This is a genomic window from Stappia taiwanensis (genome assembly GCF_014635285.1).
Taxonomy (GTDB): Bacteria; Pseudomonadota; Alphaproteobacteria; order Rhizobiales; family Stappiaceae; genus Stappia; species Stappia taiwanensis.
Window position 1 is genome coordinate 22672 of record NZ_BMCR01000012.1, and the last position, 16719, is coordinate 39390.

Sequence of the window (16719 nt, forward strand, 5' to 3'; positions counted from 1 at the left end):
CGAGAAAAGACACCGACATGAACGCCAACGCCATCGTCCAGAAACTCTGGCGCCTCTGCGCCGTCCTCAGGAAGGACGGGATCACCTATCAGCAGTATGTGACGGAGCTGACCTACCTTCTCTTCCTGAAGATGATGAAGGAGCGCGGACGCGAAACAGGCGCAATCCCGGTTAGCTGCCGCTGGAGCGAATTGGCAAAGGTCAGTGGCCTGGAGCAGCTGGAAATGTACCGCGCGTCCCTGGTGGCGCTGGGCAGCACCAGTTCCCGCATCGGCCCGGAGGATGTGCTGGTCCTGAAGCCAACGGACAAGGCCGGACGAGAGGAACGAGAACGCTACGCCGACGCCAGACCGATCCCGGAGATGGTTCAGGCGATCTTCGACAATGCCTCCACCTTCATCCGCGAACCGCAGAACCTGACGACACTGGTCACCGCCATTGACGATCTCGACTGGTTTTCCGAGGAGCGCGACCAGTTCGGCGACCTTTACGAAGGCCTCCTGCAGAAGAACGCGGAGGAGACCAAGCGCGGCGCCGGGCAGTATTTCACCCCGCGCGTCCTGATCGAACTGCTGGCGCGGCTGATGCAGCCGAAGCCGGGCGAGGTGATCCAGGATCCGGCGTCCGGCACCGGCGGCTTCCTGATCGCCGCCGACCGCTACATGAAGGACCGCACCGACGGCTATTTCGACTTGCCGGACAGCGGCGCCTGGCAAAAGGCCAATGCGTTCCACGGCATGGAGAATGTGGCCGGGACCTATCGCCTTCTCCTGATGAACCTTTATCTCCACGATCTGGCGCCCGAGCATGTGGCCATGGGCGACACCCTGTCGGACAAGGGAAAGGCGCTCGGCAAGGCCGACCTGATCCTCACCAATCCGCCGTTCGGCCCAGCGGGCGGGGCGCCGACCCGCGACGACCTGACGGTGACGGCAAGCGTCTCCTCCTACCAGCTTCCCTTCGTCGAACATTGCATCCGCGCGCTGAAACCGGGCGGCCGGGCGGCCATCGTCGTGCCGGACAACGTCTTGTTCGAGGACGGGCGCGGCAAGGCGCTGCGCCAGATGCTGATGGACCGGTGCGACCTTCACACCATCCTGCGTCTGCCCACCGGCATCTTCTATGCCCAAGGGGTGAAGACCAACGTCATCTTCCTGACGCGCGGCAAAACTGAGACCGGCAACACCGACGAGGTCTGGATCTATGACCTCAGAGCCCAGATGCCGAAATTCGGCAAGACCAACCAGCTGACCGACGCCCATTTCACCGATTTCGAGGCCGCCTTCGGGTCGGATCCGTACGGCCACGAGCGTGGACCGGATCAGGGCGAGGAGGGGCGCTGGCGCTGCTTCACCCGCGAGGAAATTTCCGCGCGCGGCGACAATCTCGACATTTCCTGGCTGCGCGAGGCGGAGGACGAGGCGGAAGAAGGCCTCACCGAGCCCGAGGACATTGCCGCCGCCATTCTCGGGCACCTGCAAGCCGCCATGCTGGAAATCGAGGCGCTGAGCGCGGAGCTGGACGCGGACGACCTACCGGATACGCCGGAGGCGGCGCAATGAGCGAACTGCCGAAGGGGTGGACGGAAGCGACTGTTGAGGTGGTTGGTTCGATGACTGAACAGCCCGTTCTCACAGGGCCTTTTGGCGCGAGCCTCGGCAAGAAGGACTTTCAAGACACAGGTGTGCCGGTGTTCACCATTGGTTGTTTAGGAGAGGGCGAGATCAAGCCTTCGAAGCTAAACTATGTTTCGCCTAAGAAGGCTGATGAGCTAGCCGCCTACAAACTCAGAGAAGGCGACATGCTTTTCTCGCGGATGGCGACCGTAGGTCGCGTTGGCTTCGTCCCAGAGCACCTGTCAGGAGCCATTTTCAACTACCATCTGATGCGACTAAGGCTGAACGATGATGCCGTTCATCCATATTATTTCTATTACTATGTAAAAGGCGCAGAGCGATCTGCAGAGTACATCAAGGAGAAGAATCGGGGTGCCACACGAGATGGCATCAATACAAAGCTGCTTGAGCAGTTGCCGATTGATCTCCCGCCCTTGGCCGAGCAGAAGCGCATTGTCGCCAAGCTGGACGCCTTGAGCGCCCGGTCCACCCGCGCCCGGGACGCGCTCGCCCGCATCGACACCCTCGTCAAACGCTACAAGCAAGCGGTGCTCTCCAAGGCGTTTTCGGGGGAACTGACGAAGGAATGGCGAAAAGCACTTTCCGACGATGCTGCCAGATGGCTTTTCACGACCATCGGTAATGAAGCTGATCTGCGTTTAGGAAAGATGCTTGATAAGGCGAAAAATAAGGGCGAGCCTACCCCCTATCTGCGGAACATAAACGTTCGCTGGGGATCCTTTGACCTGTCAGATCTGCTCTCGATGAACATGACTGACGATGAGCGGTCGAAACTTGATGTGAAAGATGGTGACCTGATGGTTTGCGAAGGCGGCGAACCTGGTAGGTGCGCAGTCTGGCGAGGTGGGGCGACCGAAATTTCCTTCCAGAAAGCGCTTTTACGCGTCCGTACCAAAGCTAACCTAGACGCAAATTACCTCTACCACCAAATAACTTGGCTCGCGCAGATCAAAGAACTCGATCGGCACTTTACCGGGACAACGATTAAGCACCTGCCTCAATCATCACTGTCTAGGGTGCCCTTGCAACTTGCGCCTTTGGCCGAACAACGCGAAATCGTCCGCCGCATCGAGAGTACCTTTGCAAAAATCGACCAGCTGGCGGCGGAGGCAAAGCGGGCGCTGGCGCTGACGGACAGGCTGGACGAAGCCATTCTCGCCAAGGCCTTCCGGGGCGAGCTTGTGCCGCAGGACCCCGGTGATGAGCCCGCCTCCGTCCTGCTGGAGCGCATCAGGACTGAGCGCGCCGCCGCCCCCAAGGCGAAACGCGGGCGGAGGAAGAAGGCATGACAGTCTATGAAAGCAAGCTGACCCTTGGCAATTTCACGCCCAAGGGCACCGGCAGCTCCCCTCACATCTACATCACGCCGTTTTATCGTGACCTTCCTGCGGACGTCTTTGGAGGTAGAACCAGGAATGATCCGGCACCGCGAACAATCCGTCTGGAATTCGGCAGTCTGGTCACTGATACAGACGTCCCGACCGACAAAGGCGGGCGTCCGAGACTGTTTTTCCGTGACAGGCGCTTCGTTCGGGAGTTTTTCGACCGCACAGGTGCCGCACCGGGCGACTCTGTACTGTTTCAACGGCTCTCCCCGTACCATCTCCGCCTGTCGCTTCGCACAACCACCGGGAGGATCGTCACGCCATGAAAGCCGTTCAGGACTGGAATGATGATGAGCTTGAAAAGCTGATTACCAACTTTCAGGCGGATGGAACGACTGGGGATCCCTATTACCTGGAGATGCTTGCTGAACGCGGGCGCCGTAAGGGAAAGGGGCTCGATTTCGACACCACGAGGCGTGCGGTGCTGGCGGCGGCCAGGGAGGGCAGGTTCATCTCCTACGGCGAGCTGTCGGATGCGAGTGGCGTGGAATGGTCGAAAGTGCGCTACGCCATGAACCGGCATCTCCAGGAACTTATCGAGTTTTGCCACCGCAAGGATTGGCCGTTGATCAGTGCCATTGTCGTAACCAAGGGCAACCTCAAAACCGGCGCAATGGATGAGCGAGGCAAGGATCTGGCATTCAAAATCGGTTACTCGCACGAGCCGCAGTTGCGGGAGGACGCTCACAACAAGCCTCTAGCAAAAGAGGTGACAGGGCTTGAGTGGCGCATCGCTCTCAATCAACCGACCTCGTGTGAAGAGGACGCACGAAAGATTGAGCAAGCGCTTCTGAACAGGTTCCGGAACAAGAGCCTGGCAAGCAACGGCGAGATCATCTCCGGCGTGAATGAAACCGCCGTTTCATCTGCGCTTGCTGTCATCCTCCGGGAGGGTTAACGCACATGATCCCCGACTATCAGGCCCTGATGCTTCCCGTTCTTCGTTATGCGGCGCAGGGTGAACAACGGGTTCCGGATGTGGCCGAACGGATCGCCGACGACCTCGGTCTCTCGCTGCAAGAGCGGGAAGAGCTGTTGCCAAGCGGTCGACAACGGACCCTGCACAATCGAGTTCATTGGGCGAAGTTCTACATGAGCAAGGCCGGATTGATCGACAGTCCTGCGCGTGGTCGCTTTATAGCGTCCGATGCTGGAAAACGCTTCCTGGCATCCGGTGCGGAGAGCCTGAACACGCAGACACTCATGCGGATCCCCGAGTTCTTCGAGTTCTTCACGTCCAGCAACAAGCAGGATGCCGAAGAGAAGACTGTCTCACCGGCCTCTGCTTCGTCTGAAGGACAGGACGTGGCGACGCCGGAAGAACAGATCGAAGCGGCATATCGATCGTTGAATGCAGCGCTCAGGGCAGACCTCCTCGACCGGATACGTGACAACTCCCCGGCCTTCTTCGAGAAGCTCATCGTCGACCTTCTGGTCGCTATGGGCTATGGCGGCTCGCACAGGAACGCTGCCGAACAACTCGGACGGACAGGCGATGGTGGCGTCGATGGGGTCATCAACGAGGATCGCCTTGGTCTGGATAGGATCTACGTTCAGGCCAAACGCTACGCTGAGGAGAACACAATAGGCCGACCTGCAGTTCAGGCGTTCGTGGGTTCTCTGGTCGGCTTCGGGGCAACCAAGGGCGTCTTTGTGACGGCCTCAAGCTTCTCGAGCGGAGCGATAGACTATGCGAAGAACCTGCCTCAGCGTGTCATCCTCATTGATGGACAGCGCCTTGCCGACCTGATGATCGAACATGGCGTCGGCACCCGTGCTCACCGGATGATCCAGGTCCAGCGTCTGGATGAGGACTTCTTCTCCGAGGACGGCTGACACGTCGCTGAAAGGCTGTTTGAAGAGCCAGTCGATTGTCCGGAGCAGAGGGTGGCATTTCGTGGTAACGCCACCCCCCATCGTTTCACTTCCCGAAAATCGCCTCGAAGTAGCGCGGCTCATAATGCGACAGGAGCCGTTTGGCGAACTCGCTCGGGTTGACCCTCAAGGCCTTCGCCCAGGAAACGAGCGCTTCGGGAGGAACCCGGTTGTTGCCGTTTTCCACCCCGGAGATCATGGTGTAGCACTCAAGCTCCAGAAGCTTGGAGAGTTCCTTCTGTGTTAGGCCTCGCTGCCTTGCGATTCTGTTTGGCTTCCTGCTTGTTCAGCCGTCCATCACTTCCTGCCATTCATTCCATCCTGTTCCTGGGACACAAGGTGTCCGTCATCAATGTGTTTGTTGCGCATGATCGGCGGCAGCCTATGCGAGCTTCTTCGCGATATCCGTGGGCTTCGGGTGCGTGTATCGGAACAGCATCCTCGGATCCCTGTGGCCGCTGATGAGGGCTACCTCGGGAACGCTCAAGCCCAGCTCGAAGAACCGGCTGACAGCCTCATGCCGGAGATCATGGAACCGGAGGTCTCGAAGCTGAGCCCTTTCCTTCACCCGTTCCCAAGACAACCTCAGTGCGTTGGCTGATATCGGGAAAACCGCGCCACTGCGGGAATGGAACGTGTTCAGAATGGCCACTGCCGCTGCGGAGAGGGGCACCGTTCGTGCATGTCCGTTCTTAGTCTGGTGGATTGCAGCGGTCCGGGCCTTCAGGTCGATGTTTTCCCAGACCAGTCCGAGGATCTCGCCGCGCCGCATCCCGGTCTCAAGGGCAAATTGAACGACCGGTTTGACATAGGGGTTTTGGCAGCCATCCGCAGCCATCAGAAGAGATTCCAGTTCGGCTTCAGCCAGACGTCTTTCCCGGGCCTTGCCGTCAGAGGGAACCTGGATGTTATGGACCGGGTTTTCCTTGAGTGGCGCGTCCCACTCCTTCCGGGCGACCTCCAGGCAATGCCTCAGGATGACGAGTTCCCGCCTTACGCTCGACGAGCTGACGACCTGAAGCCGCTGGTCCCGATATCGGGCAACTGCAGGAGCCGTAAGTTTGTGGACGGGTATCCGGGCGATCTCATGCTGAACGAGTGTCTTCAGCCTGTATTGCTCTGCTTCCGAACCACGCTTCTTGGGCGTGATCTCCTTCAGATAGCGAAAAAGCAGGTCTGACAGGGGTGTTGAAGCTTGTTTCTGTACGATAATCTCGGCGTCGCCTCGTTCGAGATCGACCTCGAGCTGCTTTGCCCAAAGCTCAGCGTCGGCTCTTTGCTGGAAGGATTTCGTGATTGGCGGATGTCCTTGCCGCCTTACCTGCGCTTGCCAGGATCGACCTCTTTTACGAATGGTCGCCATCGTTCTCTCCGTCACTGTGACACTAGTGTGACAGATCGAATTTCGGGAGCTTTTCGGCTGGGACTCCAAAAGCTCAAACCTATGAAAAGGCTTGGCTTTTAATGGCGCACCCGAGAGGATTCGAACCTCTGACCTCTGCCTTCGGAGAGCGAAAATGGGCCAAATCCACGTTTGATGGATTTTTCTAACGTGCTGATTTATAATTCATAATCGTTCACTTGTCAACATAGCGGTTCACCCCAATTCGCCGATATTTGTCCCAAATTTGTCCCAAAAATTCAAATTCTGACGGGGCAGAACGGCATATTGTTTACGGTTCGTTCGATAGAACGCATCAGCACTTTTGGTGCCATTGCAACGGTGAGGGTTGGAAGGGGATTGGTGACTTGGCGCACGTTGCATTAAGCACGTCTGCAAGACGAGCTCGTCATTCGACGCTTTTTTCATTGCAGGATTTTGCGATCGTCTTACCTTAAATGTCTCAGCCTAAGATTTGCCTTGGCTGAGAGCTAAGCGGCTGCCGCCGGTGCGGGAACACCAACGACAGCCTGACCACAAACCCGTATCTGGAGGATACAGGCCATGGCTATTGCCAAGACTAGACTGCCGCGCGTTGCCGCGGAAACACCCTTCGTCATCTGTCCGCAGGTTTCTTGCCATGCCAGGCGCACGGTGAGCTCGAAGCTTTGCGCGCATTCGGCCACCTGACGGGCCACGTTTCTCCCTGACCATCTGATTTGTCGCGATCCGGCTGCCGGATCCCGGAAGCGTTGTGCCGTTGGCGCACGGGTTCCCCCGTGCACCTGGTCAGCGTTGCGGGACCCCGTGCGGATCGCCAGGAGATTTTGCATGACGAAGACCAGATCCAGGCGGAAAGCCGCCATTACCCCCGCAGCCAATGCGCTACTGTCACCGCAGATCATGGCGATGGTAGATAGCGCCGTCGTCGGCGCGAGCGAGGCAGCCTTCGGGGGAGACCCGGTGCTGCCGGAGGAAGTATCCTCTTTCGTGTCCTTCTGCGCCTCCATCCAGAAGCGCGACGGCGGGCTTATCGAGGCGGTGATCTCCGATACGATCGCCGCGGCACCGCATTTCACGGCGTGGAAGCCGGATGCCTATCCGATCACACGGCGCGCGGAAGAGCTTGCCCGCAGCGGGGAGATCGACCCGGAAGATCCGCCGCAGCTGCCCCAGAACAAGTCGATTGCCCGGCACATCAGGATCGACCAGTTCGCTGTTGACCTCAGAACGCTGACAGCGACCGCCATCGAGATCAAGCGATCATCCTACTTGGGCAAGGCGATACGCGAGGCGGCACGCCACGATCTCCTTTCCACGGCCATGCTGGCCAGGTCCTATGCACGAAAGAACGGAATAAAGGCCATGACCGGATGTTCCGTCCTCATCTGCTTCTATGGCGATGTCACGCCTGACTTCCAGGGCTTTACGGTCCTGACCCGTGAGACGGTTGACGACTATTTCGGGGTGGCGATTACCCCGGTTGTCGAAGCGGCCCGGGCGTATTTCTCCCACCGGGTCCGGCAGCGGCTCGAAGAGCTGGTGACGCCAATGACAGGCATCCTCTCGGACGCGACGATGCTTGCCTGTATGGAGGAGCGCGGGCTCGGGTCACCCCTGGAGGAAATGGCGCCACCGCCTCCAAGGTCCGGACGCCGGCCGAGGCTCGCCGCCGTCTAGGCAGGCCCTTTCCAACGCATCCCGATTTTCCAGTTCCGCCCGCGGGTTTCCCGACGGGCCAACAGGAGACCTTTGTCTTGTCTCAGCAGATTTATTGTCATTCGCGCAGCAACGGTGCTGCCCCTTCAGTCCGTTCTTCCGGGCGCCCCGATCCCCTTCAGGCCGCACGCCCATTCTCGTGGTGGCGGCAAGACGCCAAGCTCGGGGCAAGCGCGATCGATCTCATCGCCGCCTGCCTTGATGCCGCCCGTGCCACAGTGGCCACGATCATCTCGGACACCGACGATCTGCCGGTCTGCTACCAGGCTCTGGAAGACCACATTCGATCCGATGGCATCGCTCATGGGGAGGATGGCACCCTCGACCTGCTGGCCTCCGCTCTGCTGGTGGCGATCGATGGCGCCAGAGGGCGCCTCGCCGAATGTGAGCCCATCACCCTCATGGATCTCTGCGCGCCAGTTGCCGATGACGGTCTCGGGCCGCTGCCCGACCCGAGCATGGTCACCCAGGCGTACAGTCTGCTTCAGGATGCCCGCTGGCTTGCTGCGTTCAATCGTGGCGACGCCGTCTGCCGGGAGGTGCGCCAATGACCAGTGCATCCGTAACCGTAGAGCCAGTCGTCGACACTCCTCAGAGAGATACCGTCCAGGCGCGTCTGGCCCGCAAGGCGCCCGAGGCCCGGCGCAAGGCGCGTATCGACAAGGTCTTTGGAAGGCTGGCCCGCCGACTGCAAAGGCGGGTCAATGCCGAGGCCGACTTGGCAGGACACTATTCCAACCGCATCAACCGGGTTGACCTCAGCTCCGAGGATGGACCGGAAGACCAGGTCGATCTCGATCCTCAGGACGATGAGGATGCGAGTGCCGGGGAGCCGTTCCTCAATCGAGACGCGCTGCTGCTTCCGCCGGTACTCACCATGGTCACCGCGGCAGTGGCCCGGGCCATTGTCGACGCGGATGCGGGCAAGGCGACGCGGTTGTTTCGCCCGGCCCGTGTTGTTGCTTTCGAGGCCCCTGAGTCTTGGCAGGAAGGTGTGGAGTCCATCATCAAGGCATGCCTGGTTGCCCAGGGGTGGAAAGCGAGGGAGCATGCCTATCTTCGGTCTCATTACAGGCACAGCGGACCAGGCGTTGCACTCTTCAAGGACTCAGGACCAGGTGATCTACGATCCAAGGACATCGACGAGGACGGCAGCGCCCTTTCCTGGCTCGCCCTCTACCTGCACGAGCGCTATGCGATCTGCATCATAACTGAGGATTTCGACGCACTCGCCGAGGAGGCAGGTGCGGCCTGCGACGTGGTCATGTCCCTCGGCACACTGGAAGTCGAGGATCTGGACCGCACGTTTCTGGCCTTGCACGACCGGGATTTGGGTCTCGCAGAGGCCGTCGACCCGGAGGTCCTGCGCTCCAAATCCTTATTCGAGATAGGCACCGCCATGCGCGAGCGCGAGGCGCCGGCGCGGACCCGTGCCCGGTTGCGCAGAATGCTCTCGGCCTCCGCATCCGCCCCGAAGGCTGGCTCCAAATCTGGAGGCAAGACTGGCCCGATACCCCTGGAGGAGCTCATCGGCTACGGAGAGGCCCGCACGTGGGGGCTCGACCTGGCGCTGGACCTTGCCGCCTACCGCAAGGGAGAAGTCAGTTGGGAGGATCTCGATCGCGGGCTCGTGCTTGCCGGACCGCCGGGCGTGGGCAAGACAAGGTTTGCGGCGAGCCTTGCGGCAAGCTGCGGTCTCCATCTGGTCGCAACGTCGGCCGCTGCCTGGCAGGCCTGCGGTCATCTTGGCGATTACCTCAGAGCCATGCGGCGCGATTTCGATGAGGCGCGGCGGAAGGCGCCCTCGCTTCTCTTCATTGACGAGATCGACGCCGTTGGCAGCCGGACCAACTTGCAGATCCACAACAGCGATTATGTGCGCATGGCAATCAACGGCTTGCTCGAGCAGCTCGACGGCTTTGAAGCACGCGAGGGCGTGATTGTCGTGGGCGCTACCAACAACCCCGGCGTTCTCGATCCCGCGTTGTTGAGACCGGGCCGGCTGGAGAAGGTGATCGAGATCCCGCTGCCCGACGAGGAGGACCTGGCGGGCATCCTGCGGCAGTATCTCATGGAGGATCTTCCGGACATCGATCTTGATCGGACCGCCCGGTTCCTGAGCGGGGCGAGCGGCGCGGACGTGGAGGCCCTCGTCCGCACGGTGAGGGCCCGGGCCCGGCGGGCGGGCGAGCGTCTTTCGGAAAGGCATCTGCAGGACGAGCTTCTGAAGCGCACCCCGCGCTATACCGTGGAAGAGAGATGGCAGATGGCGGTCCACGAGGCCGGTCACGCTCTCGTGGCCCATCTCTTCGGCCTGCCGGTCTACCGCATGTCGCTCGTCTCCCCGGAAACCGGGCCGCACGCCTTCGTGGGTATGGGGTTCTCCGCCGTTCCCACCGAGGCGGACATCGACATGCATCTCGCCGTCCTGCTCGCCGGCCGCGTCGCCGAGGAAGCGCTCAACGGGATGATCTCGACGGCATCAGGCGGTCCGCGCGAGAGCGACCTTGCACGCGCCAGCGTCCTGGCGGCGATGCAGGAGATCTCCTGCGGCCTCGGTACCTCGCTGCTCTGGCGTGAGCCGCCCGAGAAGGCCGAGGCGCGGCTCGCGACCGATCATCATCTGCAGAAGAAGGTCAGACTGCGGCTTGAGGAGATCGCCCACCTCGTCCGGGGCATGCTCTCGACGAGGATGCAGCCGCTTTACCGGTTGGCCGCTTTCCTTGCCCATCGCGGTGAACTGGGAGAGGAGCAGATTGCAAAGCTGCTCAGCGATGTCGATTGTGGAGGTTCCGACGCGCTTCGGCGGAGTTTGTTGCACTAGGTGGGCTTCAGTCGAGGTTTGCTGCTGCCGACACCGACTATCAGAGGACAGTGTCATTCTGGCCGACCAGGATTGTGGAGCGGAATGGGTAATGCGTGAACGGCGATACTCGCAGCCTCACAAACTGGCGCTAAGAGCCTCCTGACGTGCTTGTGTCCCGAGTCGCATAGGATGGCCAATTTAAGCCAATAAGCGGCTCAAACGGCCCTGAAATAAAAGAACCCGCCCATCGGAGACGATCGGGCGGTTTTTTTGCTGTCAGTTCCGGAGCCGGGAGAGGACTGGTGAGGCTTGGGTGACGAGCATTCAAATGCGGTCAATCACTGCAATTTTGAATTGCGCACTTGGTTCAGACCACGTTGTGCATGTGGAAATGTCGCTTGCGTTAGGGAATGCCTGAGAGAACTTTGTTGTTGAAATTAAAAGTTCTTTCCAAGAATTGCGTGTAGTACGGCTTGACGACACGGAATCCGTGCTACCATGCTGTGTACATGAAATATGATTTTTCGAGCCTTTCTCCTAATGATTTCGAGGATCTCTCCCGCGATCTGCTTGGGCGGGAACTCTGCGTACGATTCGAAGCGTTTCCGGAAGGCCCGGATGATGGAATGGACGGTCGCCATTGTGTGGGAGAGGGATCAATCATCCTACAGGCGAAGCATTATTACCGTTCAGGCTTTTCGGCCCTCAAATCGAAGATGGGTAAGGAAAGAGCATCAATTGATCGATTGCAGCCAAAGCGCTACCTCCTGACCACCTCGACGCCGCTCACCCCAAACAACAAGCGAACTCTTGCGGGCATCATTGGTCCGGCCCTCCTGTCCGAGGGAGATATGCTTGGGCCTGACGACTTGAATGCTCTCCTTCGAAAATACCCGGACATTGAGAAGTCCCACCAAAAGCTCTGGGCACAGAGCACGACGGTCCTTGAGGAGGTCGTCACAGGCGCAGTCAAACAGGCAATGGCCCGACCGGCCGAGGTCCCATCTGTACTGGCAAATATGCTTTCGCCTCGCGGCACTACTGAGGATAACTCCCAGATTGTTGAGCGCGACGTGGTCTATCTGATCAAATCGTCCCCGATCGACGACGAGTTCGTGCTTTGGCTGGCCCCCAAGCTCGAGGCTGAGGGATATCGTGTGTTCGCTGACATCCTCACGCTGCAACCCGGCGATCGTTGGCGTCGGGAAACCAACGCTGTCCTGCAAGCTCGCACGGCGAAGGTGTTGTTGCTCTGCAAGGACGCGACGCTTGCCGACCAACATGTTCAGGATGATCTCGACATAGCACTCGAGACAGGAAATGAGCTCGGCGACACCCGGTTCATCATTCCGTTGCGGCTGGAACCCGGACGAAAAGTCAAAGGAATTGGCGATGCGGTCCCGGTCGACTTCGTTCGCGGCTGGGCCGAGGGACTAGCAACGCTCATCGATGCGCTGTCGCGTCAGAAGGTTCCGCGCAGCTCGGAGGCTCCGACGATCGACCGTAACTGGGAGATTTTTCGCAGACGCGGAGCGGTCCCGCTAGTCGAAGAATCCGAGCGTCTGACTTCAAATTGGCTTCGCGTCGTTGAAGCTCCCGATGTCATTCGGTTCTACGAGGCCTCAGGCGTCATCGACGGCCGCTCGCTTCAGGCGGCTATCGATGCCTACCCGTATCCAAGCGCGCTCCAGGGATCTGGCTTCATCACCTTTGCTGCGCAGGCTGAAGTTGATGAGGCGTTCGAGTCCGCAGGACGATTTAGGCTGAAGCGCGAAATTCCGCTGTTGCACTTTGTTGGCAATGGCATACCGGAGATCGGCATCGAGCGCCAAGTGGCCTCCAACCTCGTCATCGCGATGTTGAAGAAGGCTTGGTACGCATACTGCAAGCAATGCGGTTTCCTAGAGTTTCAGTATTCCAACGGAACGGGTTTCCACGCCTCGGCAGAACAGGCACCGACGGGTCAACGCATCCCATGGGGAAAGCAGGGAGAGCGGCGCTCCTCGATGCTCCGAAACGTGGCCAAAGGCCACATCTGGCAGTTCGGCGTAACGGGCATGCCTTTTTTCTGGCCGTTCTGGCATTTCAAGCTGAAGTCGAGGGTACTCTTTTCGACCGACAATGGTACTGCGACAGGGATCGATATCGACGACCCAAAGAAGCTTCATCGGCTGAGAAGGAGCCTGTGCAAGGGCTGGCGAAACAAACAATGGTATGGCCGCATGCTGGCGTTCCTTGAGCTCCTTTCCGGAGAGTCTGCCTACATTCGGTTGCCGATGTCTTCGGACACCGCGATCGTCCTCGAAGCGGCCCCCGTATTGTTTTCGTCACCTGTCAGCACAGCGCTTCCTGACATTCTCGACGCCGATGAGGAGGAGACTGACCTCAGCACCTTGGGCCGACCGGCCAATGACGACGAAGAGGGTGCAGCATGAAATTTCCAGAAGCCTCGCTCAAGGTCGAACATTTTCACGAACCAGAGCTCGAGTTCTCCTTCGGGCAAAACAGTCCGCATCCGAAGGATGGTCTTTTCTTGTATGGTCCACACGCGAAGGCAAAAAAGATCCGAGATATCAGGGTAGGAGTCGTCGGCACGAGCGCGGGGATCAGCCATTTTCGCAACTGGAGCCACAAGCTCAAAAAGGTCATGGAGGTTCCGCCGCCCGGAAAGGGTGAGAAGGCGGACCGGCTTCACTTGGCCAACTTCCCCGGACTGGAAGAAACCTTCGGGATCGCATTCGATCCTGATGAATGCAGCGCGCTTTCGATTCCTCCGAAAGACATCGACAGGTCGACCCGTATCCTCAATCTCAATGAAGCTGTTGAGAAGGTTGCACAGCTCTATATCGACCGGGTGAAAAAGCATCTGAAGAACGAAGAAGGTTCGGTTGATCTCTGGGTGCTGGTCTTGCCAGAAATTGTCTATGAAAGATGCCGGCCTGGTTCGAAACGAACTGGTCTTCCCATGGAAAAGGGTGACTTTGGTAAGAAACAGAAAGCTCGATCAGATCTCCCGCTTTTGTCGGCTGCGGGCGTGATCGATCAGTCAGGTGAAGAGATCTTTGAAGACGTTCCTGACTTCCATCGCCGGATCAAGGCAGAATTCTTGAAGATCGCGCCAACTCAACTCATCCGCGAGACGACACTTGCGCCCGAAGCGTTTCTCAACAAGGCCGGGTATCCCGTTCGAAAGACGCAGGATGCGGCCACAGTCGCATGGAACTTGGCGACGGGGCTCTACTACAAGACCCAGCCTCGCCCACCGTGGCGCCTTGCAGGGGTGCGGCCGGGAGTTTGCTACATAGGCATGGTCTACAAGAGCCTGCCTAACGATCCTGATGGCCATGCCTGCTGTGCGGCTCAAATGTTCCTCAATGAGGGAGATGGAGTCGTCTTCCGTGGAGCAAACGGCCCCTGGAAGACCGGCGATTATGAGTTTCATCTTAAGAAAGATGCAGCGAAGAACCTCCTCGACCTCGTCTTGGAAACATATACCTCCACCTATCACGCTCCCCCGAAGGAGCTGTTCATTCACGGACAGACCTACTTCAATGACGAAGAGTGGAACGCATTCGTTGAGGCGGCCCCGAAGGAGACAAACGTGATCGGCGTTCGCATACGCACCACTGGCGGCGAGATGAAGCTCTTTCGCGATGGCGACTACCCGGTGCTGCGCGGAACAGCGCTGCTGTTGGATGAGAAGACGGCCTATCTTTGGACGACCGGGTATGTTCCGCAGCTTGATACCTACATTGGTCCGGAGACGCCGAACCCGCTGCACATTACAGTCATGCGAAGTAAAAACGCCTTGCCGGATATTCGAACAGTCCTTGCGGACATCATGGGTCTCACGAAGATCAACTACAATTCCTGCAACTTCAACGACGGTCTGCCCGTGACCGTTCGCTTCGCCCGTATGGTGGGAGATGTCCTGACGATGGGCTCTGCAAAGGGCGAAGAGAAGCAACCATTCAAATATTATGTTTAGTGGGTCTCTGGTCGTGAACGCCGCCCCGGTAGCCCGCCCGCATGTGCAACCAACAAATACTAAAAACCTGGCTGATAAAAGCCGTGGAGGCACAATAATTTGAGCGCATCTTGTGATCCACGACTCGTAGGGCTGCCAGCACGTCAATCCTTGGCGCTTGGAGAAGTCCCCCAAGACCGTCATGCTGGCCTTGTTAAGCTGAGGCTTGGGCATGCCGACTTCGGGAGCATCCTGATTCCGGAACTCATGTTCGTAAGACGCTCCGGATGGCGCTTTTACCAGCCCAGCTTCTTCGGGCCACCCATCTTGCAGTTTAACGTTGAGCCCAATATTCACGTGGCGCGGCTCTCTATCGATATCGGAAGTCCACGTGCGGCGGATCTCACGAGGCTGATCGTCGAATTTCGATCTGATGGTTTGGTGAGACGCTATGACGATGGGGCGCAGCTATACCGATGTGTCATTGACGGACCAAAGCGATTGACGCGATTTGCTTCCGGAACATGCCGGCAACGAGACGACGAAGATTTCGATCTGCGTCTATTCCACATTACCAATCCCAAGGCCTTCGCTGGCATAGTAGGCAGCAAGGAGCTACATTCGTCTCGTTGGAACCTGCAAGGCACAAGGGAACTTTCAAACGTCGCCTATGTCTATCTAACCAGCCTTGATGCGATTAAGACGGAAGAAGATCTGCGGAGGATCGCAATGTCCTCTGACGGGATGATCCGTTTCCAGACAACTTCTAGCCGACTTCGAGAGGAGACGCTCGAGCTGACTGTCTACCGCGAGAACACCACCGGGCGAACCGCACGGTTGCAGGTGAATGTCGCGAGTAGTCTTCTGGCACCGCCGCACTTGATGATACATCGTCCACTAGGCGACCATGCCTATTACGAAGTGACGGGTCCCGAGATCTATCGTGTAGGAGTTCAGCCGGGAGCGGCGCTCACCTACGCCAACGGCGTTGGGACAATCGATGAGGCAACGTTGAAGCGCTTCGAATACGTCGTGGTGGGTGACGCCTCGAGCGTTGAAGGGCTTGCCGCACCCTATGACGAGGAGGAAACCAAGCAGGTCGTTCACGTCGAAAACCTCGACGACGGCTTGGACCTATTTGAATTCTGGCAGACGAACCAAAACAGCGATCAAGTCTCGAGCCGGCGGCCCGAGCCGCGCATCTTTTCGACATGATCAACATGCGCGCATTGGACGATCCGGTTTTGGCTGAACTTAGGAGGCGGGTAATGGCTCTAGGTCATTTTGGAGCAAACTTGTGAAGTCGCCGTCACCGCTGCCGACAATTACAAATAACGCATCCGCATCGCCTCGATGCGTCCTTCGGTCTTGCTGTTCCGCCTTCCGACCACGATTCCGTATGCAGGCGAATCCAGCAATGGATAGAACTGCACGTAGACGGCAATGAACTCATCGGTGCCGCCGATGAAAATGAGAAGTGTCTCAGTTGGATCGGCCTCTCGCTCGTCGAGGGGGTGAGCTACTCCCCATCGGCTGGACAGGATCTGGCGTAATTTAGGCTACTCGTTGCACCTGCTGATCGGGTTGGTTGATATCATTTCTCTGCCAATAGGCCAGCACCGGAGGCTTGCCGCCGAGGGCTGAGTGAGGACGCTGGTGGTTGTAGAAGGTCATCCATTTCCGGATGGCCGCTTTCGTCTCTGATCCGGTCTCCTAGGCATGCAGGTAGACGCACTCGTATTTCAGGGTTCGCCACAGCCGCTCAATGAAGATGTTGTCGAGGAACCGACCTTTCCCATCCATCGATATCCGGACGCCCGATCGGCGGAGCCGATCCGTCCAGGCGAAGGACGTGAACTGGCTTCCCTGATCCGTGTTCATGATCTCTGACCTGCTCCCCTGAGATGTTCCCGATTTTGGGTTAGCCTGTTCCTCAACGAAGGAGACAG

The 16719-nt window shown here is 58.7% G+C and carries 13 protein-coding genes and 1 pseudogene; 11 read left to right on the top strand and 3 right to left on the bottom strand.

Going from position 1 to position 16719, the window contains the following annotated elements; all coding sequences use genetic code 11:
- Positions 1-17 precede the first annotated feature (17 nt).
- Genes IEV83_RS19655 through IEV83_RS19675 form a run of 5 tightly spaced genes read left to right on the top strand, consistent with a single transcriptional unit; the run spans position 18 to position 4858 of the window.
- Positions 18-1562, top strand: a complete 1545-nt coding sequence (locus IEV83_RS19655) for a class I SAM-dependent DNA methyltransferase (protein WP_181762073.1) — start codon at positions 18-20, stop codon at positions 1560-1562.
- Positions 1559-2926, top strand: a complete 1368-nt coding sequence (locus IEV83_RS19660) for a restriction endonuclease subunit S (protein WP_181762074.1) — start codon at positions 1559-1561, stop codon at positions 2924-2926. The genes IEV83_RS19655 and IEV83_RS19660 overlap by 4 nt, the downstream gene beginning before the upstream one ends.
- The gene (locus IEV83_RS19665; RefSeq protein ID WP_181762075.1) at positions 2923-3288 is read left to right on the top strand and encodes a hypothetical protein; all 366 of its coding nucleotides are present in this window, start codon (positions 2923-2925) and stop codon (positions 3286-3288) included. The genes IEV83_RS19660 and IEV83_RS19665 overlap by 4 nt, the downstream gene beginning before the upstream one ends.
- Positions 3285-3920 (top strand): GIY-YIG nuclease family protein, encoded by a 636-nt coding sequence (locus tag IEV83_RS19670; protein ID WP_181762076.1) that lies wholly within the window; start codon positions 3285-3287, stop codon positions 3918-3920. Before IEV83_RS19665 ends, IEV83_RS19670 begins: the two co-directional genes overlap by 4 nt.
- 5 nt (positions 3921-3925) lie before the next feature.
- Positions 3926-4858, top strand: a complete 933-nt coding sequence (locus IEV83_RS19675; protein ID WP_181762077.1) for a restriction endonuclease — start codon at positions 3926-3928, stop codon at positions 4856-4858.
- Between the two features lie 85 nt (positions 4859-4943).
- On the opposite strand, the gene IEV83_RS19680 is transcribed toward IEV83_RS19675, so the two are convergent.
- A complete protein-coding gene (locus tag IEV83_RS19680; protein ID WP_181762086.1) occupies positions 4944-5162 on the bottom strand; it encodes a helix-turn-helix domain-containing protein in 219 nt (72 codons plus the stop codon).
- 117 nt (positions 5163-5279) lie between these two features.
- On the bottom strand, positions 5280-6260 hold the full coding sequence (locus tag IEV83_RS19685) for an integrase (protein WP_181762078.1): 981 nt from the start codon (positions 6258-6260) through the stop codon (positions 5280-5282).
- Between the two features lie 849 nt (positions 6261-7109).
- On the opposite strand from IEV83_RS19685, the gene IEV83_RS19690 reads away from it, so the two are divergent.
- From IEV83_RS19690 to IEV83_RS19715, 6 genes are all read left to right on the top strand, one after another.
- Positions 7110-7958: a hypothetical protein gene (locus IEV83_RS19690; RefSeq protein ID WP_181762079.1), complete on the top strand. Its 849-nt coding sequence runs from the start codon at positions 7110-7112 to the stop codon at positions 7956-7958.
- Positions 7959-8035: 77 nt separating this feature from the next.
- Positions 8036-8548, top strand: a complete 513-nt coding sequence (locus IEV83_RS19695) for a hypothetical protein (protein WP_181762080.1) — start codon at positions 8036-8038, stop codon at positions 8546-8548.
- Positions 8545-10821, top strand: a complete 2277-nt coding sequence (locus IEV83_RS19700; protein WP_181762081.1) for an AAA family ATPase — start codon at positions 8545-8547, stop codon at positions 10819-10821. Before IEV83_RS19695 ends, IEV83_RS19700 begins: the two co-directional genes overlap by 4 nt.
- A 491-nt stretch (positions 10822-11312) precedes the next feature.
- Positions 11313-13238 (top strand): toll/interleukin-1 receptor domain-containing protein, encoded by a 1926-nt coding sequence (locus IEV83_RS19705; RefSeq protein WP_181762082.1) that lies wholly within the window; start codon positions 11313-11315, stop codon positions 13236-13238.
- Positions 13235-14791 carry an argonaute/piwi family protein gene (locus tag IEV83_RS19710; protein ID WP_181762083.1) on the top strand — a complete coding sequence of 519 codons (1557 nt, stop codon included), beginning with the start codon at positions 13235-13237 and terminating at the stop codon, positions 14789-14791. Before IEV83_RS19705 ends, IEV83_RS19710 begins: the two co-directional genes overlap by 4 nt.
- A gap of 150 nt (positions 14792-14941) precedes the next feature.
- Complete coding sequence (locus IEV83_RS19715) at positions 14942-15985, top strand: hypothetical protein (RefSeq protein ID WP_181762084.1); 1044 nt, start codon at positions 14942-14944, stop codon at positions 15983-15985.
- Between the two features lie 339 nt (positions 15986-16324).
- Here IEV83_RS19715 and IEV83_RS20315 read toward each other — a convergent pair.
- Positions 16325-16719 (bottom strand): annotated as a pseudogene (locus IEV83_RS20315) (transposase); the annotation flags it as partial.